Consider the following 24,344-nt stretch of genomic DNA (forward strand, 5'->3'; position numbering starts at 1 on the left):
CACATCCAAATCAATTGCTTAGTTATTGTCACCAGATAGAATACTCTTGTCTTTAGTAAAGTGGATAGGAACAGATGGGAAGCTACACATATGATTACCTTAATGATTCACTGCTTTTAGATGGTACATTGGTTACACGAATGTACCGTGGCATATCAGATGCAGCATTAGAGAAAGAGCTGCGCGATTATCGCGAATATTGCCTAAAAGCGCTGCCAGAAGTGCGGGAAACCGTTAAGGCAAGCAATGGCTCTGTTAGCTGCATGGCAACCGATACTATGTCTCGTACTTCGCATCTAAAACAAGCAGCACTGTACTTAGAAGAAGCCGTTGTGGCTGATCCGATCTTTGAACTAACTGACTTTCGCTCGAAAGTATCAGAGAACTTCCAGCTATTTATGGGTATGGCAGCAACCCCGAACATTGATCGTAAAAAACTAGCCCAAGCAGCATCTAAATTAATTGACTTACGCCCGCTGGTTGCTGGCGGTTACGTTAAGCTGTATCCAGTGACATTCGAGTTAGAAAGTAAGACAGAAGTTATCCCATTGCTTCACTCTGATAATGCTTTCAAAGATGTATTGCCAGAGTCAATACTAAAGCAATACAAAACAAATGCTCTAGTTCGAAGCGTACAGAATGACAATGGTAAACTACTTGTCATGCGACATTTGCATGTAGGTCGACATATAGACATCCGATTCCAAGGCATGCAGCGTGGCTTTGGTATGGGATATACGCTTTTCCCACCAGAAATTTTTTCAAGCAACGAAGAGCAAAGAACAATCACGATTGCATTGAGTAAGGATACACCCACCACCAACTAAAGAAGAATTCAATGCGTGGGTAAATCAATCAGTCAATCAAACAGCCCGAAATCATTACATCGACCTGAATAAACGGATCGCTTTGTGTGATTACCTCGGCTGCATGTTCGGTACTGAGCATCCTTTTGAAAGCAATATGCTGAATATGAACATTGATTCCACTGATATCAAATCAAATACCTTGAACTGTACTGTTCAAATGGATGTACCATTTCTGGATCAGGTATCGTCGGCTGATTTAATGTCCATTCGAAACAATGATGGTGAAGCATTCCAATCGTTCCGTTCTGAACTAGAGAAAGGATTACGTGAAGCTAGGCATGAATCAGATCCGAGTCGTGTACGTGCTATTATCGAAGACACGCAGCATGAACTATTTGAAGTTCAAATGAGCCAGATCGCACCACAAGTGAAGCACATCAAAAACACGCATCTAACTGAAGCTGGCATTGCTGTTGCTGGATTAGGGTTAAGTGTGCTGACAGGCGGTGCTAGTTTATTGGCTACTGGGATCGCTTTGGCACATGGCTATAAGTCGCATAGTGACTACAAATCAAAAGTCACAGCTAATCCGTGTCATTTCTTATGGAATGTGAAGCAGAAAGCAAAAACTTAGTTAGCCGTGTGCTTACATACTTAAGCTAATTTTTGTTTGCTCATTTGACTAAAAAGCCTACTCATCTATGTACTGATCCGCCCCAGCAGATAATTGGACTCCCCTCCTTACTAACCGTAAGCTAGATAATTCGAAGCTTGCTACATAAAACTGGAGTTCAGCATGAAGAAAACTATCGTTGGTGTCGACTTAGCAAAGAAAGTGGTTCAAGTTTGTGTCTATGCAAACAAGAAGGTGCGTTCCAATACCGAAATGACGCCGAATGAATTCGCTTTGTGGTTAGCTAACTCCAAGCCAATGACAGTGATATTTGAAGCGTGTAGTACTTCCAATTACTGGAAGCAGCGGACTGCATCTTTAGGTCATGATGCCCGACTTATTTCTCCAAATTTAGTTGCTTCAGTAAGACAAAATCAAAAAACAGATAAGAATGATGCACTGGCCATTATTCAAGCTTCATTGCTTCCAGATGTCGCATTTGTTTCTGGAAAATCTGTAGAACAACAGCAGCTTCAATCCATAATGCGCATGAGAGAGCTTTGCATGAAGCAAAAGACAGCCGCGAAAAATCAGATTATCGCTTTGCTATCGGAATTCAATATTAAAGTGTCTAAGCGCAAGGGTGGATTATTACGAGTTATTGAATCAACACTTGAAGATGCTGAAAACGGCTTTTCTATGGAGTTCAGGGGTGCTCTCTGTGCAGCTAAAGAACAGTATCTCACTTTGGTTGAAACTATTAGTACTTACGATACCTGCCTTGAGCAATCTATAAAGTCTCATCCCGACTGCAAAAAACTTCTGAAGATCGAGGGAATCGGAATACTGAACGCCATAAACTTGTACATTGCACTGGGCTGCGCGGATATCGGCTCTTTCACAAAAGGGAAAGATGCTGCGGCATGTATTGGTTTAACACCGATACAACACTCCTCGGGAGGTAAATCCAAGGTGGGGTCTATAGGTCGCCGAACAAAGAATACCATTTTAAGAAGTCAATTGATAACAGGGGCAATGTCTATAGTCAATCACTTAGGGACTAGAGCAGCTAAAACGAAGAAAGAGCTATGGCTTAAAGCGCTGATTGAGCGTCGAGGCAAAAAGTGTGCAGCAGTCGCTTTAGCCAATAAAAATGTTAGAACAGCCTTCGCCTTGCTTACCCAAGGTTCGGAATACAAAGCGGATCCTGTATCAGCTTAAAAGTGTCAAAACAGTGAAATGCATATATGATAAAAATCAACTGGTTATGCAGGTCCAAAACAAGAGCTTCTAGCTCGTCTAGCAGAGTTGCAACTAGTTCGCGTAAATATCATAGAGCCTGAGTTCGCTACTCTTCGAGAGCTCGTACATAAGTGCGCATTTATTTCATATTATAATTTTTACTGTTGACAACGGGGAGTCCACATAAGTTTTGGACACCGAGTTAAGTGAGTACAATCACTAACGAGGTGAACAATGACAACTAATATCTTGAGTCAAACTTGCCAAATCACTTGCGGCAATGTCTCCAACCTTGATCACGTCCAGCTTCAACCCTTTATCAAGGTTTAGGCTAAACCCGCTTGAGGAGACCAATCCAATAGTTGTAATTCGGTCTTCATATGTTGTATTGATGCAAGAGCTAAGTAACTTACCGAGAACCGAGTTCTTAAGAGTATCATTGGCTCCTTTTTGTCTGTTGGTCAGTGAAGCAGGCGTATACTTAGCCTTCTGGTTTTTTACTTGATAAAATTCAAATTGAGCTTCCTCTGCATCTAGGCTATCAGCAATTACAACATCCTCATGATGCTCAATTAGCAATGCATACTCTTTCTTGTTCTTGTGCTTTTCAATGATTTCGCATAACGCCCAATGAAATTGGAAATTATATTTACCAAAGGTACTTGCCCCTGCGGATTCTCGTTGAGTTTCTGCGAGTGGATTGTCTGCCATATGATCTAAACCAACTAAAAGTGATTTGTACTTTTAACATACAATATATTTCTAAATCATTCTATCCATCTGAACTAGTTCATGAATTTCAAACTCACCTCTTCAAAACTGAAACGAGTCTTTGGGGTATTTCTTGGACTTTAGGTTTATTTTCTTATCTGAAACTGTTGTGTAAAGCGAGTAAGCTAACTCATTATGTCCCGAACCTTCATAGAGGGCAGTTCTAGTTCATGTGATCACCGAGCGATTCTGTCTTACTTACTATTTATTCTGGTCTACGAATGCTAAAACGGTTGGGCCGCTCCAGTAGAACTATCTAAAAATGCTATTTTATTTTTAGACGAATTCCATTTCTGATTTCTTTATCGCTGTAACTAAATGGATATGCAAATTACTAAGGTTTAATAATACTAGAATTTGGTGTCTTATGAATTGAGCTAGTTGAGTTACCAGACTAAAACTTCTATTCTTACAACGTAAGCAAGTAATGTGTATTTTGCTGGCAGTTAAATTGATAGACTCAACTATGCTAATGGATGTTTATAATTTTTACATTGACAACTATTTGCGTTTCTTGGGCTTATCTGGAAAATCTTTGTACTCGCACAAGTCTTCAATAATACAGCTACCACAGCGGGGTTTACGTGCCACGCAAGTATAGCGGCCATGAAGAATCAACCAGTGGTGTACATCGAGTTTAAACTCTTTAGGGACGACTTTTAGCAGTTTTGCTTCAACGTCGTCTACGGTTTTGCCCATCGCGAACTTAGTGCGATTAGATACGCGATAAATATGCGTATCGACGGCAATGGTCGGCCAGCCAAAGGCTGTGTTCAGTACCACATTGGCGGTCTTACGACCAACCCCAGGAAGCGCTTCCAAAGCTTCGCGGTTTTCAGGGACTTCACCACCGTGCTGTTCAACCAAAATTTTGCAGGTCTTAATGACGTTTTCAGCTTTAGAATTAAATAATCCAATAGTCTTGATGTACTCTTTAACCCCATCGACACCCAAGTCCAAAATAGATTGTGGTGTGTTCGCAACAGGGTAGAGTTTATCCGTCGTTTTATTGACACTAACATCTGTGGCTTGTGCCGACAACAAAACCGCAATTAAGAGCTCAAAGGGTGAACTCCAATTCAGTTCAGTTTGTGGGTTCGGGTTATTTTCCCTCAGTCGCTCCAATATTTGAACGCGTTTGGTATTGTTCATGAGTCACAAAGCTTCCGTAAATATGTTTAATCAAATTTCGCCATTAGTTGGTCACGCGAACCCGTTCGATGTTCGGTTTTTCTTGTTTTGGTTGGCGAGCTGCAATGTATTTATCAATAATGTTTTTCAATGCGATTAACAATCCAACACCAATAAAAGCGCCAGGTGGCATAAGCGCAAGTAAAAAGCTGGTATCAAAATGGAAGACTTCAATGCGCAAAGCGGTCGCCCAATCGCCCAGCAATAGGTCAGCACCGTCAAATAGGGTACCTTGACCAAGAATTTCACGCATCGCCCCAAGGACGACCAGAACACTGGTCATGCCAAGTCCCATCCAAAATCCATCTATTGCAGAAGGAAGCGGGGCATTTTTTGATGCGTAAGCTTCAGCGCGACCAATGATGATACAGTTCGTTACGATCAGAGGAATAAAGATCCCCAAAGAGAGGTACAAGCCATGGGCATAAGCATTCATCAATAGTTGAACACAGGTTACCAGTGCGGCGATGATCATCACAAACACAGGGATACGCACTTCTTTAGGTACATAATCTCGAACTAATGAGACGATAACGTTTGATCCAACAAGCACGAGCATCGTTGCAATACCAAGGCCTAAGGCATTGGTAACGGTTGATGACACCGCAAGCAGTGGGCACAACCCCAGCAACTGAACGAGGGCAGGGTTGTTATCCCACATGCCATTTTTCATTAACACTTTATGTTCACTCATTGGAACCTCCACATGTTTGAGGTTGGTTAACAATGGTTTGCCAGTGACTATTCACATATTCAACGGTGTGTTTTACGGCTTTTACCACTGCGCGAGGCGTTATCGTTGCGCCAGTAAATTGATCAAACTGTCCGCCGTCTTTACGTACTTTCCAACTTGATTCGTTTTCCGGTGTCACGGTTTTTCCGGTAAAGCTCAAAATCCAGTCGCTGACCCGAAGATCAATTTTATCACCAAGCCCGGGTGTTTCGGCATGAGCGAGAACACGAGTGCCTGACACTGTGCCATCTGCGGTTATTCCAGTAATTAATTGGATTGCGCCGTTATAGCCATCAGGTGCCACCGACTCGATGGCCACCGCGCTCGGTTGGCCATCGAGCGTGGCGATATAGACGGGCATTGGCTTATCGCTCCCGAGAGAAGGGTGCGTGACGAGAGTACACGCATTTGCTAAATCATTATCATGCATGCGCGGCGAAATGACTTGATTGAGAACCGATTTGAGCTGGGCTTTTTGCTGTTGGTCGATTTGGTCCTCTGTGAGCGCGTTAGTGATTGCCACGAGCCCAGTGGAAGCGCAAGCAAATAGCGCCAAAGTCAGACCATTTTTTTTAATCGCTTTTAACATCACTTAGTGTCCGTAAGTTCGAGGCTTTGTATAGTAATCAATCATAGGTACACACATGTTGGCGAGTAGTACGGCAAATGCGACGCCATCAGGGAACCCGCCCCAACTGCGAATGATAAACACGAGGGCCCCGATCATAGCACCAAATACTAAACGACCTTTGACCGTAGTTGATGCCGACACAGGGTCGGTCGCGATAAAGAAGGCGCCTAACATGGTAGCACCTGAAAATAAGTGCAAAACCGGAGAGGCGGTTTCACCGGGCGTAAACAAGAAAAAGGCACCACTGAACACCACGAGGCTAACTAAAAACGCTGCTGGGATATGCCAAGCGATAATCCGCAGTCTGAGCATCAGTAGCCCTCCTAAAAGGTAGGCAATATTAACCCATTCCCAACCGACACCCGCGAGGCCAGAAAACTGCGAGTGTGATAAGACCTCCTGACTCGTTTGCCCAGCTCGAAGCCCGGTTTTAAATGCATCCAGCGGAGTCGCCATGGTCACGCCATCAATACCAGTACGCACTTGTTGCAACGATAGGCCATCCAAGTTAAAGCCACTAAAGATCAGTGCAAATGAATCACCTATTGAAATTGTGGCTGGCTGCAGCGTTGATGGCGCAATCCAGCTGGTCATTTGGACCGGGAACGAAATGAGTAACACCACGTAGGCGACCATCGCCGGATTAAATAGATTTTGCCCCATGCCACCGTATAAGTGTTTGGCGATGACGATGGCAAACACCAAGCCAATAGTGACAATCCACCATGGTGACAAAGGGGGTATCGATACCGCTAATAACCATGCAGTGACCAAGGCACTGTTGTCCCTAAGCGCAGACATCGGGTGGCGTTTGCGCACCAACATCACGATACCTTCTAAGCTAAAGGCAAGGACAATGGCAAACAGTAGCTGAATAATCGTGCCCCAACCAAAAAAGTAGGTCTGAGTTGCTAAGCCGGGCAGTGCGCAAAGCGCTACCCATTTCATCAAATCAGGTGTACTTCGACGGCTGTGAGTATGGGGGGAGCTGGCGATAAAAAAAGCCACTATTTGTTCTCCTCAATCTTATTATCTTGTTGTTGCTTCGCGAGCTTACGTGCTTTGGCTCGCTCGACGGCTGCGGCGACAGCGGCTTTTTTCGGGTCAGCAGGCTCGGCGTTGTCATCATCGGTTGAGTCAGCAGCACTTTGCGCTTGTTGCGCGGCTTTGCGTGCTTTGGCTCGTTCAACGGCCGCGGCGACAGCGGCCTTTTTCGGGTCAGCAGGCTCGGCGTTGTCTTCATCGGTTGAGTCAGTACTTTGCGCTTGCTGCGCAGCTTTACGTGCTTTGGCTCGCTCTACGGCCGCGGCGACAGCGGCTTTTTTTGGGTCAGCAGGCTCGGCGTTGTCGTCATCGGTTGAGTCAGCAGCACTTTGAGCATGCTGCGCGGCTTTACGTGCTTTAGCTCGCTCGACGGCTGCGGCGACAGCGGCCTTTTTCGGGTCAGCAGGATCGTCGTTGTCATCATCGGTTGAATTAGCATTTTGCGCTTGCTGCGCGGCTTTACGTGCTTTGGCTCGCTCGACGGCTGCGGCAACAGCGGCTTTTTTCGGGTCAGCAGGCTCGGCGTTGTCGTCATCGGTTGAGTCAGTACTTTGCGCTTGCTGCGCAGCTTTACGTGCTTTGGCTCGCTCAACGGCGGCGGCGACAGCGGCTTTTTTCGGGTCAGCAGGCTCGTCGTTGTCATCATCGGTTGAGTCAGCACTTTGCGCTTGCTGCGCAGCTTTGCGAGCTTTGGCTCGCTCGACGGCTGCGGCGACAGCGGCTTGTTTCGAATCAGCAGGTTCAGCGTTATCTTCAACCAATGAAGCTTCTGATTTCTCCAGTTGGTCAGCTTTGCGCGCTTTTGCTCGTTCTACTGCTGCTGCGATGGCGACTTTTTTGGGATCGTCTGCGTCATCTTGTTGAACCACGGACGTCTCTTCCTTCGCGTGTTTCTGCGCTGCTTTTCGGGCCTTAGCGCGTTCCACTGCAGCAGAAACCGCGGCTTTTTTCGTCTCATTACCATCGCTAGTTTGCGCTTGCTCTGACGATGAAGGTGTGGCTTGTTGGGCAGCCTTCCGAGCTTTAGCACGCTCAACGGCTGCGGCTACCGCATCTTTCTTGTTCTCATTGGCCTCATTGCTTTCGGGCGATTGTTGCTCGGCTTTACGCTCGCGTGCTTGACGTTTACGCTCTTCACGAAGTTTTGCCATTTCGCTATTATCTGGCTGCTCTTTTCCTTGCTGCAAGGCTTCTGCTTGTTTGGCTTTGGCCTTGGCTATTGCCGCTGCGACAGCAGGCTTAACTTGAGGTTCACCGTCTGTCGATGTCGCTTTCTGAGATTTAACTCGTGCGATCGCGGCTGCAATGGCGTCGTCGCCAGAAGACGACTTCATCTCTTTACGACGATCTTCTGCCGCTTTCTTGAAACGGTTTTCACGCTCGGCTTTATCGCGCTCCATGCGCGCTTTTTTCTCTTCAAAGCGTTGACGAGCTCGCTCTGCCGCTTCCGCTTCCCATTTTTGAGCGCGAATTTCTGCTTTGGCTTGACGGTAATATTGCACCAACGGTATTTCACTTGGGCAAACGTAAGCGCACGCCCCGCATTCAATACAATCTTTAAGATCAAGTTCTTCACACTTGTCGTAGTCTTGCGCTTTGGCGTACCACTGCAACTGTTGTGGTAACAACGAAGCAGGGCAAACCTCTGCACAATCACCGCAACGAATACAGGCCATCTCGTGTCGGGCTGGAGCAATTTCTTTTCGCGTTGGCGCTAAAATACAGTTCGAAATTTTCGTAATGGGCACATTTGCGTGCGGCAAAGTAAAGCCCATCATCGGGCCGCCCATGATCAGTCGCGGCAGCTTTTTGTCCGGCTGGTAACCGAATTCATCCAAGAGGTCTTGTACTGAAGTCCCGATCAGTGCCCATACATTGCGTGGCTGCTTAAAGGTGTTACCAGTTAATGTGACGACACGGCGAATTGATGGTTCGCCATCATAAATGGCCGCTTTAATGGCTTGCAGTGTGCCAACATTTAACACCACCATACCGATATCTGCAGAGTGCTGGCCGGAAGGGATTTCTTTATTCGTTAAAAGCTTAATGAGCTGCTTTGCCCCCCCAGAAGGGTATTTCGTCGGCACGACACGAATCACTATGTCTTTATTTTCGGTCGCGCGCTCTAATGCTTCGATGGCTTGTGGTTTATTGTCCTCAATGCCAATAATGGTGAGCTTTGGTTTTAGAATGTGCTCTACGACTTCGATACCAGCCACAATCTCTTCGGCGTGCTCGCGCATTAAGGCATCATCGGCGGTAATGTAAGGCTCACATTCTGCAGCGTTCACAATCAACATCTCGACGCGTGAGAGACCTGACTGAACTTTTCGTCCTGTCGGAAAGCCGGCTCCGCCCATCCCGGAAACACCGGCTTGACGAATCATTTCAATCAATTCATCCGGAGTATGGTCATCCAGAGAAGTGACGGGTGAACGTTCAATCCAAGTATCTTTGAAATCGGGTTTAATCACGACGCACATATCGCGCAGCCCAGAAGGGTGAGCGGTGGTTCGATTTTCAATAGCGGTAATCACACCAGACGTTGGTGCATGAACGGGCACGCTGAAGTTGGTGTCATAACGAGTGAGCGGTTGGCCTTTTTTGACTTCGTCACCAACAGCAACCAACAAGATACCGGGTTTACCAATATGCTGTTTTATCGGCAAGACAATTTCTTGTGGAATACTTGCCCATGCTAAATGGGTGGATGTCGATTGAGTTTTATTTTCTGGTGGATGCACGCCGCCAGGGAAATCCCACAGAGCGCCATTTTTAATTTGTTCGATTAATGACAGCATACCAGTCCTTAATGCACACCATTCTGCTCGGTCGATTGAGCAGAATCGGTAATATCAACAACAGGAATGGCGTCCAATTGCCACTTCCAACTTTCCGGCGTGGTTTCGACTGGAATCATTTCAATGCAGTCGGTTGGGCACGGAGCAACACACAGATCGCAACCCGTGCACTCATCTTTAATGACGGTATGCAGTGCTTTAGTGCCACCCACAATGGCATCCACCGGGCAGGCTTGAATGCATTTTGTGCAGCCAATGCACATGTCTTCGTGGATAAAAGCGACTTTTTTTACTGCGTTATCAAGATCATGAGCAGACTCTTGGACTTCAACGCCCATTAAATCTGCAAGTTTTTCAATGGTAACTTGTCCGCCTGGAGGACATTTATTGATGTCATCACCATTGGCAATGGCTTCGGCATACGGGCGGCAACCTGGGTAGCCACATTGACCACATTGGGTTTGCGGAAGAATACTGTCGATCTGGTCGACGATAGGGTCGGCCTCGACTTTAAACCGAATCGAAGCAAAGCCGAGAATAGCACCAAAAATCGCCGCCAGTACTGCAAGTGCGATTATCGCGATAATAATGGCATTCATTATAAACTCACTAGACCGGTGAAGCCCATAAAGGCAAGCGACATTAAGCCTGCGGTAATCATGGCAATCGAAGCGCCTTTAAAGGGCGAAGGAACATCGGCAGCGGCAATTCGTTCACGCATTGATGCAAAGAGGATCAATACCAGTGAAAAGCCGACTGCGGCGCCAAATCCATAAATGATGGATTCGATAAAGTTATGATTTTGGTTGATATTGAGTAATGCAACCCCGAGTACAGCACAGTTGGTTGTGATCAGGGGCAGAAAGATACCTAAGAGCCGATAGAGAGTCGGGCTGGTTTTATGGACGACCATTTCGGTGAACTGGACCACGACCGCGATGACCAAAATAAAGCTCATAGTGCGTAAGTATTCAAGCCCAAGTGGGGCCAGAATATAGGTTTCAACAAGATACGCACACACGGACGCTAGGGTTAGAACGAAAGTGGTTGCTAACCCCATACCTATTGCGGTTTCTAGCTTCTTAGAAACCCCCATGAACGGACATAAGCCCAAGAACTTTACCAGTACGAAGTTATTGACCAGCACAGTGCCAACCAATAACAAAAGATATTCGGTCATAATTATATATTGTAGACATTCCGAGCGCGGTATTATCTCGTTTTGAGCGCTGAATAACAACCAAGGAAACTTAAGGTTTTATCTTGTTCGGAAAATCAAAGCTTGAGAATTCAATCATCTTCGAGTGACAAAGGGGCTTGAGAGCAAGGGAGTTCATCGAGAGAAAAGTAACCTCAAGACCAAATGACGTTGATCTTGAGGTTAATGCGTTTTGCTATGGGTCAGTTAGAAACTGTCCGCGGTTTGTGTCGTCTTTGTTTGCCGCGTTGAACGATGGGCTTGCACCGTTAGAACGCCCGCAGCGGCAGCAAGGCCAACGATTAAAATGCTCCAAATGGTCGTGATACCTGATTCACCAAACCACCAGCCTTTGACGCCAACCACGTAACTCATGGGTAAAACAAACAGCCAGTAGCAGAAGAAGATCGCTGCTAAGGGTTTCACGAACTCTTCGACACCACGCAAAATACTGGATGCCACGATAAGCACCGCATCGACAAATTGGAACGCGGCAATATAACCAAATAGTGCAGTAATCAGTACCACGACTTGCTGATCATGACTAAATAGCGCCGCAAATGGTTCAAGCAGATAGATAATGGCGAATGCCATCAGAGCGCCGTAAATCAGTGAGAACAACAATGACGCATTACGTGTTTTGGCGAGATCTTGCCAGTTTTGTTGGGCGCGAAAATGAGCAATACGAATGGTCGCGGCGCTACCAAGCGCAAGAGGAATCATAAATATGACAATCGCAATATTAATCGCTACCTGATGAGCCGCGATGACTTTCGTTCCCAGCGATGAGGCGAAAAACGCCAGTAAGCACAGAGCAAGAATTTCGACAACAATGGCGATACCAATTGGTAGGCCTTCCTTAAACATCGCTTTCGTTTGCTGTTGGTCTACCGCGAAGGCGTGTTCAGGAAACGCAAAGCGCAGTTGACGTCTGGCAAGAAAGTGAATCATCACGGCGCCCACTGTGACCGAAATGGCGGTTGCCAACCCACAGCCTGCTCCGCCGAGCTCAGGAAAACCAATCAGACCGTTAACCAACACCATATTTAGCCCAAGATTGAGAAGCGTAATCACCACGGTGGTGAGTACCACGGGCGTAAATTGGCTATTTCCCTCACAGAAAAAGCGTGTGAGCACCATATACAAAAGGCCGGGCATGGCAAACGCGACAAAGTGTAAGTAGCCACGAGTGACTTTTGCCACTTCAGGGTCCTTCAATAAACCAGTGACAGCTTAACGCCAAAAGATGAATCGTAATGAAGCCAAAAATCATTAACTTGATCGCGTTGTTTTTGCCGTGTTGATAAAGGGCTTTCATTTGAAAATAATCTCGTTGGCTTGCGCTTGACGAGATTTTAGGAACCAAAGCGTATAGCACGCCGGTTGCGAGGGTGATAACTGGTGTCCACAAATTACTGCCCAGGCCGACACCAGCCAGATGCTGGAAGTGGTATCGCCCAGCAATAAGCGTATCAAACAAGCCGAGTGATGCTTGGCAGACTTGGATGAAAATGATTGGTATCGCGATTTTAATTAATGGTTGATAGATGGAAGTTGAAGCCATATGCGGTCCTTGCCAACAGGTGCTCAATATGACGTTGGTCATGCAAAAGAGCGAATTTTTAGTATTTGAACGCAAATGATAACCATTATTATTTACTTGTAAAGGTGTGGTTGCTAGTATTGGTGAGTTAATTGATTTACTGACTAATAAGAGGTTAAGCCGCACGACTTAACCCTAGGAATCACGTTACCCCGCCAAAGGCTCAGATCCACAACAACGGCGGTTGGCTACCAACAAGGATACATTATGGCTATTCCCAAAATTGCGTCATATACGCTTCCCGAGACAGAGCATTTCCCAGAGAACAAAGTGAACTGGACGATTGACCCAAACCGGGCAGTATTATTGGTTCATGACATGCAAGAATACTTTTTGAACTTCTTTGATACGAGTGCTCAGCCAGTTCCACAGTTAATTCATAATATCGCCCAGCTTCAAACTAAGGCCCGTGAATTAGGCATACCTGTGATCTATACCGCGCAACCTGCCAATCAAGATCTTAACGAGCGTGCGCTACTGACGGATTTCTGGGGGCCAGGCCTAACAGAAGAGACTGCCATCGTTTCAGAATTAGCGCCGCAGCAAGGCGATGTTCAATTGACGAAATGGCGTTATAGCGCGTTTAAGAAAAGTCCGTTACTCGATTACTTACATGAGACAGGACGCGATCAAATCATTATTTCTGGTGTTTACGGTCATATTGGCATTTTGTCTACCACGCTTGAGGCCTTCATGCTTGACGTTCAACCGTTTGTGGTGGGTGATGCGATAGCCGACTTTTCGGCAGAAGAGCATGCTTTCACACTTAAGTATATTGTCGGGCGAGCAGGTGCAGTGAAATCAACCGAGCAGACGCTGTGCGAAATGAACAGTGATCAAACGCAATTATCGCTTGAGGTAATGCGCCAAGATGTGGCGGCCATTTTGGAACTGGATCTCGAGGATGTCGAAGCCGATGAGAATCTGCTGTTTCTAGGCTTAGATTCGATTCGCGCAATGACCCTGCTTGAAAAATGGAAAGCCAAAGGCGCGAATATTTCATTCGCCCAAATGATGGAAAGCGTCACGCTCGCCGAGTGGTGGCGATTGATTGAAGCTCAACCAAGCCAAGAGACGCAAGCCGCGTAGACGGCGAGTTTCATTTTACTACACAAGGATAATAATATGAGCGAAAGTGGTTACGATGATAGGCTAAAGCCGCGCTTGATTGAGTGCGTGCGTAAACACTATGTGACGCCGAATTTACTTAGGGTCACGTTTAGTTGTGACGATCTTATTGGTTTTCCTGCCGATAAAAATGGTGGGTTGATTAAACTGTTTTTTGCCAACCGTGAGACCGGAATTTTGGAGTTACCATGGCGCGAAGGCGACCGGATCTGTTGGCCGAAAAATAAACCGGTATCGCGTGCTTATACGGTGAGAAAATATCGCCCAGAATCTAATGAGTTAGACATTGATTTTGTTGCCCATGGTCTAGAAAGCCCTGGTTCTGGTTGGGCGATGCGATGCGAGCCTGGCGATGTTATCGGCTTGGCAGGGCCTGGAGGCCCAGACCCTCTGTTGACGCCGGCTGATTGGCATATCTTAGCCGGGGATTTAAGCTCGTTACCTGCGATCAGTGCCATTTTAGAGGAGTTACCAGAGGAAGCTCAGGGTTATACTTTTATTGAAGTGGATAGCCCGGACGATGAGCATCCTTTAGCGCACCCTTCTGGTATTGAAGTGTGTTGGTTGGTCCGTGAACCGTCGAAAGATCCACTGCCGCTGTTAACGGCGATAAGTCAAGTCGCACCGCCACAAGGTGTCACGTCAGTATCTGCGTTTGTCGCTGGAGAAAATGCGTCGGTGGTTGCTTGCCGCAATAAGTTAATTGCTGACTATCAACTCAAGAAAAAGAGCCTTTATGCCATTCCTTATTGGAAGCGAGGCAAGGACGAAGAGAAATACCATGAAGAGCGCCATGAAATTATGGATGAAGAGTATTAGTTGTCGCTCTCAAGTCGTCTACAGCGACTGTTCGTTTTAAATAAAAACCGATTTCTCATGAAATCGGTTTTTATTGTTCGTGTATTTCTATTTGAGAATCGCTTGGTTACGCTGAGACAAAGCGCTGCCTTAGCGTTTTCTTATCGATTTTGCCGACGGATGTTTTTGGCAACAGGTCAACAAACTGAATTTGGTCTGGGATTTTGTAATCGGCTAACCCTGCATCGCGCAAAAATCGCTTTAGTGCGATGGGCTTTAGCGTTTGCTCGGGCTTGAGTACGACCACTGCACAGCTGCGTTCCCCAAGGTATTCATCCGGCATTGCTACCAACGCCGCGTCATGAATTGCCGTATGGCGCAGCATTTGGTTTTCCACTTCTTCTGCGGCAATTTTTTCTCCGCCGCGATTGATTTGATCCTTATCGCGTCCAGTGACAATGATATTGCCTTGTGATGTCCGTTTTACAATATCTCCGGTGGCATAAAACCCTTGCTGGTTGAATGCGCGTTGGTTGTGTTTCGGCGCCTTATAATACCCCCGTATCGTATATGGGCCTTGAGTCAGTAAAAAGCCTTCTTCACCGGGTTTAACGGGCTGACCGTCTTCGTCGACGACCATCACTTGGTCATGCGGTGAAATTGGCCGACCTTGGGTGCTAAAGATCACTTCGTCAGGATCGTCTAGGCGTGTGTAGTTCACCAAGCCTTCCGCCATACCAAAAATCTGTTGTAGTTGGCATTTGAGCGTTTGAGGTACTCGTCTCGCGGCGCTTTCACTGAACTTTGCACCGCCGACTTGCAGTAATGCTAAGCTCGAGATGTCTCGCTCGGTTTGACTGGCGTGATCCATCCATAGCAGAGCAAGGGGAGGGACGAGGCCGCTCACATTAACTCGATGTCGTTCAATCAATTCAAATGCACACTGTGGTGTCGGATCTTTGCTGAGTACCAAGGTACCGGCAGCCCAAAACACCCCTAACGCCCCCGGCGAGCTAAAGGGGAAATTATGCGCAACGGGTAGTGCGCAGAGATAAATGGTGTGATGGTCAAAATGGCAAATTTCATTGCTGCCCACCACACTGTAGGCGTAGTCATTGTGGGTTCTTGGAATCAACTTGGGTGTGCCAGTGGTGCCTCCCGATAGCTGAAAGAAGGCCACTTGAGTTGGGTTTGCTGTTTGCTGGTAGTCTGCGCCTTGGTAGCAAGTGTCAAGCGCGATGAACTTATCTTGGTGAGCGGCGTTGACTGGGCCTTTAACAATTACGTGTTTCACGGAAGGGCATTCGTTGACAACTTGATCGGCTAGCTGCTGATAGTCAAATTGGCGTTCTTCACCGTTGATAATATACGCTTTTGCTTCGGCGTGTTGGCAAAAGAAGCGGACTTCGGCTAAACGGTGCGCTGGCAGAGCCATTATTGGGCGAATGCCTTTTTGTACTAAGGCAAAAAAGCAAAAGTAAAACTCAGCGACATTGGTCATTTGCAGGACGACATTATCGCCTGCTTGCAAACCAAGCTGACTGAATCCGCTCGCGAGTTCTGCGATTTTCTGATGGAACTCGCGATAGCTGATATGCCGCTCCCCACAAATGATGGCTGTCTGATCAGGGTGGCGTTCAACACTGTCTCGTAGATAGTCGAGTAAGGTTTTGTCTTGCCAGTAGCCTAAAGCTCGATATTGATCCGCTAATGCTGGTGGCCAAGGGGTAAATTCTACAGATTCAAGGCTCATCATTGGCTCCTAGGCTGTAAGGTGTTCATTCAATTGGATGCCTGCTGCGGACAAAATCGTACGCATTTTGGCGCCGGTTTCATCGAGCTCACTTTGTGGTGAGGATTCATTGACGATGCCCGCACCTGCAAACACTTTCATTTGTCGAGATTTGACTTCAGCACAACGAATAGTGACCACCCATTCACCGTTGCCGCGAGCATCACACCAGCCGACCATGCCGGTAAAATAGCCACGGTCAAAGCCTTCGAGCTTTTTAATCGCATCGTAAGCCGATTGACGTGGAAACCCACACACTGCGGGCGTTGGGTGCAAGTCAGCAGCGACTTTTAGTGCACTGACGCTGGGATCGCTCACTTGTCCCTCAAGAACAGTCGAGAGATGGAGCATGGTTTCAGTTTCAATCACAGACGGTACCATTGGGGTGTACAAATTGTGGCAGTACTTAGCCAATACGCGCTCAACTTCTTCAACCACAAGACCATGCTCGTGCAAGTCTTTTGCGGTATTGAGCAGTGAAGCGCGATGTGCGTCATTTTCGTGCTCGGACATCGAACGAGGACGAGAACCAGCTAATGGATTTGATATGAGATGGTTACCACGTTTAGCAACCAACAGTTCTGGGCTGGCTCCCATTAGTCGGCTATCGTCATCAATGCGTGCTGCAAAGGTATAACCTTTGGCATTAATGGCCAAAAGGTTATGCAATAGCTCGGTTTGATTGATGTCTTGGTCCGTCGCCACTTCCACGGCACGTGAAAGCACCACTTTCGATAGTCCGGCGTTAGCGAACATCTCAAGTAAGCTGGAGACCCCTTGTTTATAGTGACCGCCTGTCGGTGAAGAAATGACTTTGGCTTGGGATTGATTGTGGTGGCGAGCGCCATTGGCGCGAGGACTGCTTGAGACATACAGCGTCTGCGGCACAATAAACTGAGTTGGGTTTTCTTGATTAAACGGTACGACCCCAAACAAGACGGGATTTTCACAGTCAGTAGTTTTGCTCTGTTCAAGAAGAGCTTGGGCTTGTTCCGCAAGCTGTGAGAACGGGATGGCTTGTTTAAAGTGGTGTTGTATCCCTTTGCCAAGCATAGAGGTATTCGCGGAGGCAAAGAAAAAAGGCGATGAATTGAGATTCTCATCAATCAGTTCAGTGGACATACGAGTATATCCGACAACTTCGCGTTTCATTACCAGTTCCTTCTATCAATGTTGAGTGGTGTCTGGTTGCGCTTTATTGGGCAACCCTTTACATTTGATACTACACAAATGAGAATGCTTATTAATTCCATGTGTTAATTTTTCTCAATATAAGCATCTATCAGTGAGGCCGACTGCGGCATTGATAAATGCTCAATTTAAAAAGGGATAGTTATGTCATTAACTGATCAACGTGTTCTTCTTATCGGTGCTGCAACGGGCATTGGTCTCTCCGTACTTCAACAACTATTGTCCCAAGGGGCGCAAGTGGTCGCCGCAGATAACCAGCTTGATACTTTGCTCGCCAACAGTGAATCAATACCGTTTGCGGCGAATCAGCTCGTTTGTCACTCTCTGGATCTCGGCGATCACCACGCTGTGAGCATGCAAATACAGCACTGGGTTGAAGAGCTCGGTCAGTTTGATCACCTCGTGTGCTGCGCGGGCATCCTTAAACCGGGCATGCTTCATGAGATGCCGCTTGAACAAGTGAAACAGACGTATGACGTCAATACCTTTGGCGTACTTGCTGCGATGCAAGCTGTCGCGCTAAGCATGAAACTGGCGGCTAAAGGCAACATGGTCATCATTGGCTCAAACGCCGCCAATACACCGCGTAACGGTATTGGTGCTTATGGCTCCTCCAAAGCCGCGCTGCACATGCTGGTAAAATGCATGGGGATGGAGTTAGCGCCATATGGCATTCGCTGCAATATTGTCAGCCCTGGTTCTACTCGCACCGACATGCAGCGTCAGCTTTGGACCGAGGAATATGGCGAAGCACAGGTGATTGCTGGCGATGCAAGTCAATTTCGTCTCGGCATTCCACTCAATAAAATTGCGGAGCCCAGTGATATTGCTCAAACCGTTCTGTTTCTGATGTCCGAGGCGGCAAACCACATCACCCTGCATGATTTACGTGTTGATGGTGGTGCCACGTTAGATAACTGATCCCTCTTATAAGCTGGCCTGTGGTCAGCTTTTTTTATTCCATAGGTTTTTGATTTTTATCGCGTATTGACGCCAAATTAAGCGACCGTTGAGTAGCGAACTTGACCGGCTTGGTCTACGGCTTGAGCGAGGGTGTCTAACACCTCAACGGAGTCCTGCCAGCACAAACACTCATCTGTCACCGATTGACCGTAAACTAATTGTCCCGGTTCGATCACTTGGCTACCTGCGACCAAAAAACTCTCGCACATGACACCAGCGATACATTGCTCACCTGAAATAAGTTGCTGTGCGATATCACGTGCAACAACAATCTGGTTTTTCGCGCACTTCTGGCTATTTCCGTGGCTGAAGTCGATAACCAATCGACTCGGTAATTGACTTTCGGTCAGTGCTCGAGCGGTTTGGATGACATGTTCAGTCTGATAGTTAGGCTGAGCGCCGCCGCGCAAAATCAGGTGTCCATCTGGGTTACCACTTGTCGTGACGCTTACCGAGCCATGGATTGAACTCGACAGAGGCAAAAGTTGCGGTTCTTGCATGGCGTGAATTGCATTGATCGCAATGTTGATATCACCCTGAGTACCGTTTTTAATCCCCACAGCAAAGGGAAGGGCGGATGCCAGTTGGCGATGAGGTTGAGACTCTGCGGTGCGAGCACCTATCGCGCCCCAACAGATCAAGTCGGCTAAATAGGGCGCGAGATTGGTATCGAGAAACTCGGTCGCGGTGGGCACACCTAACGCCAATACCTGAGTGAGAAACTGCCGTGCAGTATGCAGACCCAGAAAGAGGTCCTGACTACCGTCAAGGTTGGGATCAACCATCAACCCCTTCCAACCCGTGCGAGTACGTGGTTTTTCAAAGTAGGTTCGCATCACAATAAGCAATTGGTCACGATAACGCGTTTGTAACTCAGCGATGCGCTTCGCATAGTCGAGCCCTGCTTGAGGGTCGTGTATGGAACAGGGGCCAATAATCACCAGTAAGCGATCATCATCGCCATTCAATATACGTTTAATATCCTCACGGGTTTGTTCGACAAACCTTTGCTGCTGCTGAGTGAGTGAATAGCGATTTGCGAGGTCTTCAACACTGGGGAGAGGTTGAATTTTCTCAGTGTTGAATATTTGAGTTAAATGAGACATGAGTTTTCCAACATGGTTAGCCAACGGACGTACAATGTTGCTAAACGCAAATTTGCTTACGGATATGCAACTGTCTTGTTTACATTAATCGAAATGATAATTATTATTAATTTCATTACGAAATATTGTGTAACATTTTCACCTTTGTCAATCGTTATTTTGCAAACTCGGTTGTTTGGTTTGAGAGTGAGAGCAGTGAGGCGGCCGTATGGTGTTTCACTGCTTTTGGTTTCCGATGATCAATAAAATCTAGCTTGAATGGACGAACTGACGGGAATTCAGGGAGTTGAGACCGTGATATTGGAACAATTAGAGTCAATCGAACTAACACCGATGCAGGCGGCATACTGGGTTGGACGAGAGTCGAAGCTGGCTCTGTGTGGCATGGCTGCCCATTTATATACCGAATTTGACACACAACACCTCGACCCACAGCGTTTAGCTGTTGCGGTAAAACAGTTGTTTACACTTCATCCGATGTTACGGGTGCAAGTGAATCAAGAGGGCAGGCAAACTATTGCTCCGCTGACGTCCCAGCATGATTTAACGATTCATGATTTAACGTTACTCAGTGACGAGGAAGTACAGCAAAAACTGCGCTCGCTGCGCGAGCAGATGTCACATCAAAAGCTCGATCTTAGCCAAGGCAAGGCTGCAGATTTTCGTTTGACGTTATTCGGGAATGGGCGATGCCGGTTGCATGTCGATCTTGATATGATTGCCGCAGATGCACAAAGCTTTCGTATTGTTTTGGAGGACTTGGCACGGCTGTATGAAGGCGATGTTCCTGACCAAGATAATGAGGCGCCTTGCCCGTTCTTTCGGTTTCTAACCCAGCAAACTTCTGGCTCCAATGGGTTTAAGGTCAGCCGCGACTGGTGGCAGAAAAGGTTGAGTCAGGTTGCGCCCGCCCCCGATTTACCATACCTCACGGATAATGCGAGCGCCGCGCAGTGTCACATGGAGCGTTTCGCTAAGCTAATGTCTTGTGAACAGCATCAGCAGTTACAACAGATTGCCAAACAGCAGCGGATCACACTCACCACCGTATGTTTGGCCTTATTTGCTCAATCCCTCGCAAAGGCGACCTGTCAGCGCCGATTTAGGCTCAATGTGCCCGCATTTTTTCGGCCTGGAAATGGGGTTGATGTGCAAAGGGTCGTGGGTGACTTTTCGCGTCTTATGCTCCTCAGTGTCGAAGTTAAAGATGGCCAGAGCTTGAGTGAATTTGCCAGCGATCTGGCAACGCAAATGCAAACCCTTTTGAGTTACAGTGATTATCCGGGCGTGAATGTTATGCGCGATTTATCACGCCATACTGGTGAGCTGCAAAGCTCCCCCGTCGTGTTTACTTCTGGAGTCAATCTACCGCAAGGCAGTTTGTTATCACAGCAAGTTGATAAGGTGTTCGGAGAAATGGTGTGGGCCATTTCCCAAGGTGCTCAGGTGACCTTAGATGCTCAAATTACCGAGCTCAACCAAGGGCTGTTGATCAACTGGGATGTTCGTATGGATGTCTTTCCTGCCGGGTTCATCGAGGGGTTGTTTGGTGATTATACCGAACGTTTAACTCGTCTTGCTGCCAACCCCGATGTGATGACGCATAGCGCCAGTGAACGAATGCAGTTCAACGAGCCCGTCACAATGCCTCTCAATGAACTGCAAAAAGCGTACTTGATCGGGCGCGATCCACAAATGCCACTTGGCGGCGTAGCGATGCATGATTTTCGAGAGTTTCACGGGCATGTAGAGGAAGCGCAGTTACGGCAAACGTTAAGTGAATTGGTGGCGCATTATCCGCTGTTACGTACTCGAATCGATGTTGAAAAGATGCAAAGTGTGATTTACCCACAAGGCGTGATGAACATTGAGCAGGTTGATGTCTCGCATCTTTCGCCCCAACATGCGGCGCAAAGAGCAGAGCGAGTGCGTCAACGCTATCAGCAGCGTCTCTATGACCTTGAGCTTCAGTCACCATGGCAAATTTGCATCATGAAAATGCCAGCCCAAGATGGGCAAGCGGCACCGTCAATCATCTTTACGAGCTTTGATGCCTTGATTGCCGATGGTCAGGCGATTTCGCATATTTTGACACTGCTGTTTGAACGTCAGCAGCCACGCCTTGAGCAAAAAGTGGTTATAAACGCCAACCAGGATGATGCACCGCGAATTGAGGCTGACAAGACATATTGGCAGCAGAAATTGTCTGATGTCACTGATGCGCCGCATTTGCCATGGAAAATGCCGTTGGTTTCGATTCGTAATGCCACCTATCAGCGTCAATCGATCGCGATAGATAAAGCGCAGTTGATGAGCTTAACTCGGGTTGGCGCGGGAGAACGGCTCTTTCAAAATTCACTGCTGAGCGCTTTATTGCTCGAGACTCTAGCGCAATGGCGTACCGATGAGACGCCGCTGTGCGTTGGTGTTCCTGTGGCAATTCCTGACCCGAATAAAGCGCTGACCAACGATTCAACATTTGTCACCGTTGTCTATCAGCCTAATCACGGTTCGTTTATCGATAGGGCTAAGCAGTTGCAACAAGATGTGATGAACGGCCTCGAACATCTGCAGTTTTCTGGAGTCGATCTGGCTCGTTTATTACTCAGTAAAAATGCCGAGCAAAGTGTGGCGCTGCCAGTGGTGCTAACCAATGCATTAAGCTGGAGCTTACCATCTTTGCAATCCGGCGTTGAGTTGGTCTCAGCCATGACTCAAACACCGCAAGTGGCAATGGATTTACGCCTCAGTTTTGATCAGCAACGAAATCTAATCATCAGTGTTGATTATGCTACTCAAGCGATTGAGGATGGATTAGTTACGGCATTTTTAAGTTCTCTTCAGCATGTAATTAGTCAAGTGTGCGAGCGTCAAACTCTGGAATTGAAGCCTGGTGACTTTATCAGCCGCCAACACCTGACACGTAATTCTGCGAATGACCAGTTCCAGTGTTCGCAATTTTTGCAGCGCATTTATGACAACCTCTACGGGCAACACAGTCAGGCTATCGCGCTTTGGCACAATGAGTCCGCGATCAGCTATCAGCAGTTGGGTGAACAAGTGGATCGAGTTCGTCATCATTTTGTTGATTTGCAATTGAAGCAAGGCGATGTGGTGGCAATCTGCTTACCACGAAGCCCGGAACATGTTGTTATGACGTTGGCGTGCGCGCTGTCGGGATTAATCTGGGTACCGATCGATGCTCGCTCGCCGAGTGAGCGGCTTGATTACCTGCTGACACATTGTGACCCTCAGTTAATTGTGGCGAATCAGACGATTAGCGCGAGCCATGCATCTGTGAAATTGGTTGATGATTTATTGCTATCTTTACCACGGGCACAGACGATTCCAGAGCGAGATTATGCTACCGCCAGCAGCGCGTTGACTGCTGGCTATTATCTCTATACGTCTGGTACCACTGGTCAGCCCAAGTGTGTGGTGGTCAATAACCAAGCCACTTCGAACGTGATTGGCGCGACTATCGCGCAATGGCAAATGACACGTCGCGATGTGGGCATTTCGGTGACCCCGCTACATCATGATATGTCGGTGTTTGATTTGCTGGGGACCATGACCGTTGGCGCATCGTTAGTATTGCCTGATGCTGAGCAGGACAAAAACGCGTTGTTGTGGAATCAACTGGTGAAGCGCCATCAAGTCACGATTTGGTGCTCCGTGCCTGCGATTTTAGAAATGCTGTTGGCGTGTGAGATGAGTGACGACTTGGCGTCACTTCGGTTAGTGGCTCAAGGGGGCGACTATATTAAGCCTAAAACCATTGCGTATTTACGCCAGCATCTGCCTGCGCTGTCGCTCTATTCACTAGGTGGCCCGACGGAAACGACGATTTGGAGTATTTGGCATCCGCTCGAAGCGCAGGATATTGAGGTGATTCCATATGGTCACCCGCTCCCTGCAACTCAATATTATATTGTCGATGAGACGCTCTCACATTGCCCTCCTTATAAAGTGGGGCGAATTGTAACGGCCGGCGTTGGTTTGAGTTTAGGGTATTTGCAACATGGTGAGCTTCAGCAAACGGATTTCATTGAATTAGACACCCCCGAAGGTGAGTCTGTCCGTGCATTTAGAACCGGAGATATGGGGTATTTTCGCGCCGATGGGACGATTATTTTTGCTACTCGGGTGAATGGATACGTCAAAGTTCGCGGGGTTCGTCTGTCGATGCCGGATGTCGAAAAAGTGCTGCGTCAAATAGACGCGATACAAGATACTATTGTATTTGATTATCAGGAACCCCTCACAGGGGATACGGCATTATGCGCACTTTACACGCTGACGGCGGGGAAATCTTTAAGCCAAAATCAGCTTCGTGAGCAGTTAAAATCGCAACTTCCGGTGTCCCATTTACCAAGCCAAATGGTGCAAATCCCAGCATTCCCTCTTTCTGCGAATGGTAAAATTGACCGCAATCGCGCGAAAACCGAATGGCTTCAAACTTCTCAAGGTGCGAAAGAGACCGTTTCAACCTCAACATTCACTGGTGATTTTTCGCCTATTTTAGCGATTTACGCCAAGGTATTGGGTGTCGAGCAAGCTTTGCTTAATCAACAGAGCCGATTTATGGATTTGGGGTTAATCCCATCACACCTTAAACCGCTTGCAACAGAGCTAAATCGTCACTTTGGCGCCGAGCTTAAGCCGGTGCAGTTAGCTCGGTGCCACAACGTTGTGCAAGTGGCCGACCTGCTTAGCCAATAAACATAGTC

20 protein-coding genes are annotated in these 24,344 nt (G+C 47.3%); 7 read left to right on the plus strand and 13 right to left on the minus strand.

Going from position 1 to position 24,344, the window contains the following annotated elements; all coding sequences use genetic code 11:
* Positions 1-140: 140 nt before the first annotated feature.
* The 3 genes from ACFFUV_RS01335 (at position 141) to ACFFUV_RS01345 (ending at position 2,643) form a co-directional block, all read left to right on the plus strand.
* Positions 141-827 carry a hypothetical protein gene (locus ACFFUV_RS01335; protein ID WP_390189118.1) on the plus strand — a complete coding sequence of 229 codons (687 nt, stop codon included), beginning with the start codon at positions 141-143 and terminating at the stop codon, positions 825-827.
* A gap of 241 nt (positions 828-1,068) precedes the next feature.
* Positions 1,069-1,443: a hypothetical protein gene (locus ACFFUV_RS01340; RefSeq protein ID WP_390189119.1), complete on the plus strand. Its 375-nt coding sequence runs from the start codon at positions 1,069-1,071 to the stop codon at positions 1,441-1,443.
* Between the two features lie 162 nt (positions 1,444-1,605).
* Positions 1,606-2,643, plus strand: coding sequence for an IS110 family RNA-guided transposase (locus tag ACFFUV_RS01345; protein ID WP_390189120.1), 1,038 nt, complete (start codon positions 1,606-1,608; stop codon positions 2,641-2,643).
* Positions 2,644-2,883: 240 nt separating this feature from the next.
* On the opposite strand, the gene ACFFUV_RS01350 is transcribed toward ACFFUV_RS01345, so the two are convergent.
* From ACFFUV_RS01350 to ACFFUV_RS01395, 10 genes are all read right to left on the minus strand, one after another.
* Complete coding sequence (locus ACFFUV_RS01350) at positions 2,884-3,375, minus strand: dsDNA nuclease domain-containing protein (RefSeq protein WP_390189121.1); 492 nt, start codon at positions 3,373-3,375, stop codon at positions 2,884-2,886.
* A gap of 561 nt (positions 3,376-3,936) precedes the next feature.
* Complete coding sequence (nth, locus tag ACFFUV_RS01355; RefSeq protein ID WP_390189122.1) at positions 3,937-4,587, minus strand: endonuclease III; 651 nt, start codon at positions 4,585-4,587, stop codon at positions 3,937-3,939.
* 43 nt (positions 4,588-4,630) lie between these two features.
* On the minus strand, positions 4,631-5,320 hold the full coding sequence (locus ACFFUV_RS01360) for an electron transport complex subunit E (protein WP_390189123.1): 690 nt from the start codon (positions 5,318-5,320) through the stop codon (positions 4,631-4,633).
* Entirely contained in the window at positions 5,313-5,948 is a 636-nt protein-coding gene (rsxG, locus tag ACFFUV_RS01365; RefSeq protein WP_390189124.1) for an electron transport complex subunit RsxG, read from the minus strand. Before rsxG ends, ACFFUV_RS01360 begins: the two co-directional genes overlap by 8 nt.
* 3 nt (positions 5,949-5,951) lie before the next feature.
* Positions 5,952-6,998, minus strand: coding sequence for an electron transport complex subunit RsxD (gene rsxD / locus ACFFUV_RS01370; protein ID WP_390189125.1), 1,047 nt, complete (start codon positions 6,996-6,998; stop codon positions 5,952-5,954).
* Positions 6,998-9,835 (minus strand): electron transport complex subunit RsxC, encoded by a 2,838-nt coding sequence (rsxC, locus tag ACFFUV_RS01375; protein WP_390189126.1) that lies wholly within the window; start codon positions 9,833-9,835, stop codon positions 6,998-7,000. The genes rsxD and rsxC overlap by 1 nt, the downstream gene beginning before the upstream one ends.
* Positions 9,836-9,843: 8 nt before the next feature.
* Positions 9,844-10,434, minus strand: coding sequence for an electron transport complex subunit RsxB (gene rsxB, locus ACFFUV_RS01380; protein ID WP_390189127.1), 591 nt, complete (start codon positions 10,432-10,434; stop codon positions 9,844-9,846).
* Entirely contained in the window at positions 10,434-11,015 is a 582-nt protein-coding gene (gene rsxA / locus ACFFUV_RS01385; RefSeq protein ID WP_390189128.1) for an electron transport complex subunit RsxA, read from the minus strand. The genes rsxB and rsxA overlap by 1 nt, the downstream gene beginning before the upstream one ends.
* 225 nt (positions 11,016-11,240) lie before the next feature.
* Positions 11,241-12,236, minus strand: a complete 996-nt coding sequence (locus tag ACFFUV_RS01390) for an MATE family efflux transporter (RefSeq protein WP_390189129.1) — start codon at positions 12,234-12,236, stop codon at positions 11,241-11,243.
* Position 12,237: 1 nt separating this feature from the next.
* On the minus strand, positions 12,238-12,597 hold the full coding sequence (locus ACFFUV_RS01395) for an MATE family efflux transporter (protein WP_390189130.1): 360 nt from the start codon (positions 12,595-12,597) through the stop codon (positions 12,238-12,240).
* Positions 12,598-12,843: 246 nt separating this feature from the next.
* Here ACFFUV_RS01395 and ACFFUV_RS01400 point away from each other — a divergent pair, with 246 nt between their 5' ends.
* Together ACFFUV_RS01400 and ACFFUV_RS01405 are read left to right on the plus strand one after the other, a co-directional pair.
* Positions 12,844-13,725: an isochorismatase gene (locus ACFFUV_RS01400; protein ID WP_390189132.1), complete on the plus strand. Its 882-nt coding sequence runs from the start codon at positions 12,844-12,846 to the stop codon at positions 13,723-13,725.
* A gap of 36 nt (positions 13,726-13,761) precedes the next feature.
* Positions 13,762-14,583, plus strand: coding sequence for a siderophore-interacting protein (locus ACFFUV_RS01405; RefSeq protein ID WP_390189134.1), 822 nt, complete (start codon positions 13,762-13,764; stop codon positions 14,581-14,583).
* Between the two features lie 106 nt (positions 14,584-14,689).
* On the opposite strand, the gene ACFFUV_RS01410 is transcribed toward ACFFUV_RS01405, so the two are convergent.
* Positions 14,690-16,318 (minus strand): (2,3-dihydroxybenzoyl)adenylate synthase, encoded by a 1,629-nt coding sequence (locus tag ACFFUV_RS01410; RefSeq protein WP_390189135.1) that lies wholly within the window; start codon positions 16,316-16,318, stop codon positions 14,690-14,692.
* 6 nt (positions 16,319-16,324) lie between these two features.
* On the minus strand, positions 16,325-17,512 hold the full coding sequence (locus ACFFUV_RS01415) for an isochorismate synthase (protein ID WP_390191796.1): 1,188 nt from the start codon (positions 17,510-17,512) through the stop codon (positions 16,325-16,327).
* Between the two features lie 177 nt (positions 17,513-17,689).
* On the opposite strand from ACFFUV_RS01415, the gene ACFFUV_RS01420 reads away from it, so the two are divergent.
* Entirely contained in the window at positions 17,690-18,466 is a 777-nt protein-coding gene (locus ACFFUV_RS01420) for a 2,3-dihydro-2,3-dihydroxybenzoate dehydrogenase (protein WP_390189136.1), read from the plus strand.
* Between the two features lie 77 nt (positions 18,467-18,543).
* Here ACFFUV_RS01420 and ACFFUV_RS01425 read toward each other — a convergent pair whose 3' ends face one another.
* Positions 18,544-19,614 (minus strand): 3-deoxy-7-phosphoheptulonate synthase, encoded by a 1,071-nt coding sequence (locus ACFFUV_RS01425; RefSeq protein WP_390189137.1) that lies wholly within the window; start codon positions 19,612-19,614, stop codon positions 18,544-18,546.
* 294 nt (positions 19,615-19,908) lie between these two features.
* On the opposite strand from ACFFUV_RS01425, the gene ACFFUV_RS01430 reads away from it, so the two are divergent.
* Positions 19,909-24,336 (plus strand): amino acid adenylation domain-containing protein, encoded by a 4,428-nt coding sequence (locus ACFFUV_RS01430; RefSeq protein WP_390189138.1) that lies wholly within the window; start codon positions 19,909-19,911, stop codon positions 24,334-24,336.
* Positions 24,337-24,344 lie beyond the last annotated feature (8 nt).

The organism is Vibrio olivae, assembly GCF_042428525.1.
In the GTDB taxonomy this organism is placed as follows: Bacteria; Pseudomonadota; Gammaproteobacteria; order Enterobacterales; family Vibrionaceae; genus Vibrio; species Vibrio olivae.

Coding starts and splice junctions, on each gene's coding strand:
- ACFFUV_RS01335 (WP_390189118.1), top strand. CDS start 141: ATGTACCGTGGCATATCAGATGCAGCATTAGAGAAAGAGCTGCGCGAT.
- ACFFUV_RS01340 (WP_390189119.1), top strand. CDS start 1,069: ATGTCCATTCGAAACAATGATGGTGAAGCATTCCAATCGTTCCGTTCT.
- ACFFUV_RS01345 (WP_390189120.1), top strand. CDS start 1,606: ATGAAGAAAACTATCGTTGGTGTCGACTTAGCAAAGAAAGTGGTTCAA.
- ACFFUV_RS01350 (WP_390189121.1), bottom strand. CDS start 3,375: ATGGCAGACAATCCACTCGCAGAAACTCAACGAGAATCCGCAGGGGCA.
- nth (WP_390189122.1), bottom strand. CDS start 4,587: ATGAACAATACCAAACGCGTTCAAATATTGGAGCGACTGAGGGAAAAT.
- ACFFUV_RS01360 (WP_390189123.1), bottom strand. CDS start 5,320: ATGAGTGAACATAAAGTGTTAATGAAAAATGGCATGTGGGATAACAAC.
- rsxG (WP_390189124.1), bottom strand. CDS start 5,948: ATGTTAAAAGCGATTAAAAAAAATGGTCTGACTTTGGCGCTATTTGCT.
- rsxC (WP_390189126.1), bottom strand. CDS start 9,835: ATGCTGTCATTAATCGAACAAATTAAAAATGGCGCTCTGTGGGATTTC.
- rsxB (WP_390189127.1), bottom strand. CDS start 10,434: ATGAATGCCATTATTATCGCGATAATCGCACTTGCAGTACTGGCGGCG.
- rsxA (WP_390189128.1), bottom strand. CDS start 11,015: ATGACCGAATATCTTTTGTTATTGGTTGGCACTGTGCTGGTCAATAAC.
- ACFFUV_RS01395 (WP_390189130.1), bottom strand. CDS start 12,597: ATGGCTTCAACTTCCATCTATCAACCATTAATTAAAATCGCGATACCA.
- ACFFUV_RS01400 (WP_390189132.1), top strand. CDS start 12,844: ATGGCTATTCCCAAAATTGCGTCATATACGCTTCCCGAGACAGAGCAT.
- ACFFUV_RS01405 (WP_390189134.1), top strand. CDS start 13,762: ATGAGCGAAAGTGGTTACGATGATAGGCTAAAGCCGCGCTTGATTGAG.
- ACFFUV_RS01410 (WP_390189135.1), bottom strand. CDS start 16,318: ATGATGAGCCTTGAATCTGTAGAATTTACCCCTTGGCCACCAGCATTA.
- ACFFUV_RS01420 (WP_390189136.1), top strand. CDS start 17,690: ATGTCATTAACTGATCAACGTGTTCTTCTTATCGGTGCTGCAACGGGC.
- ACFFUV_RS01425 (WP_390189137.1), bottom strand. CDS start 19,614: ATGTCTCATTTAACTCAAATATTCAACACTGAGAAAATTCAACCTCTC.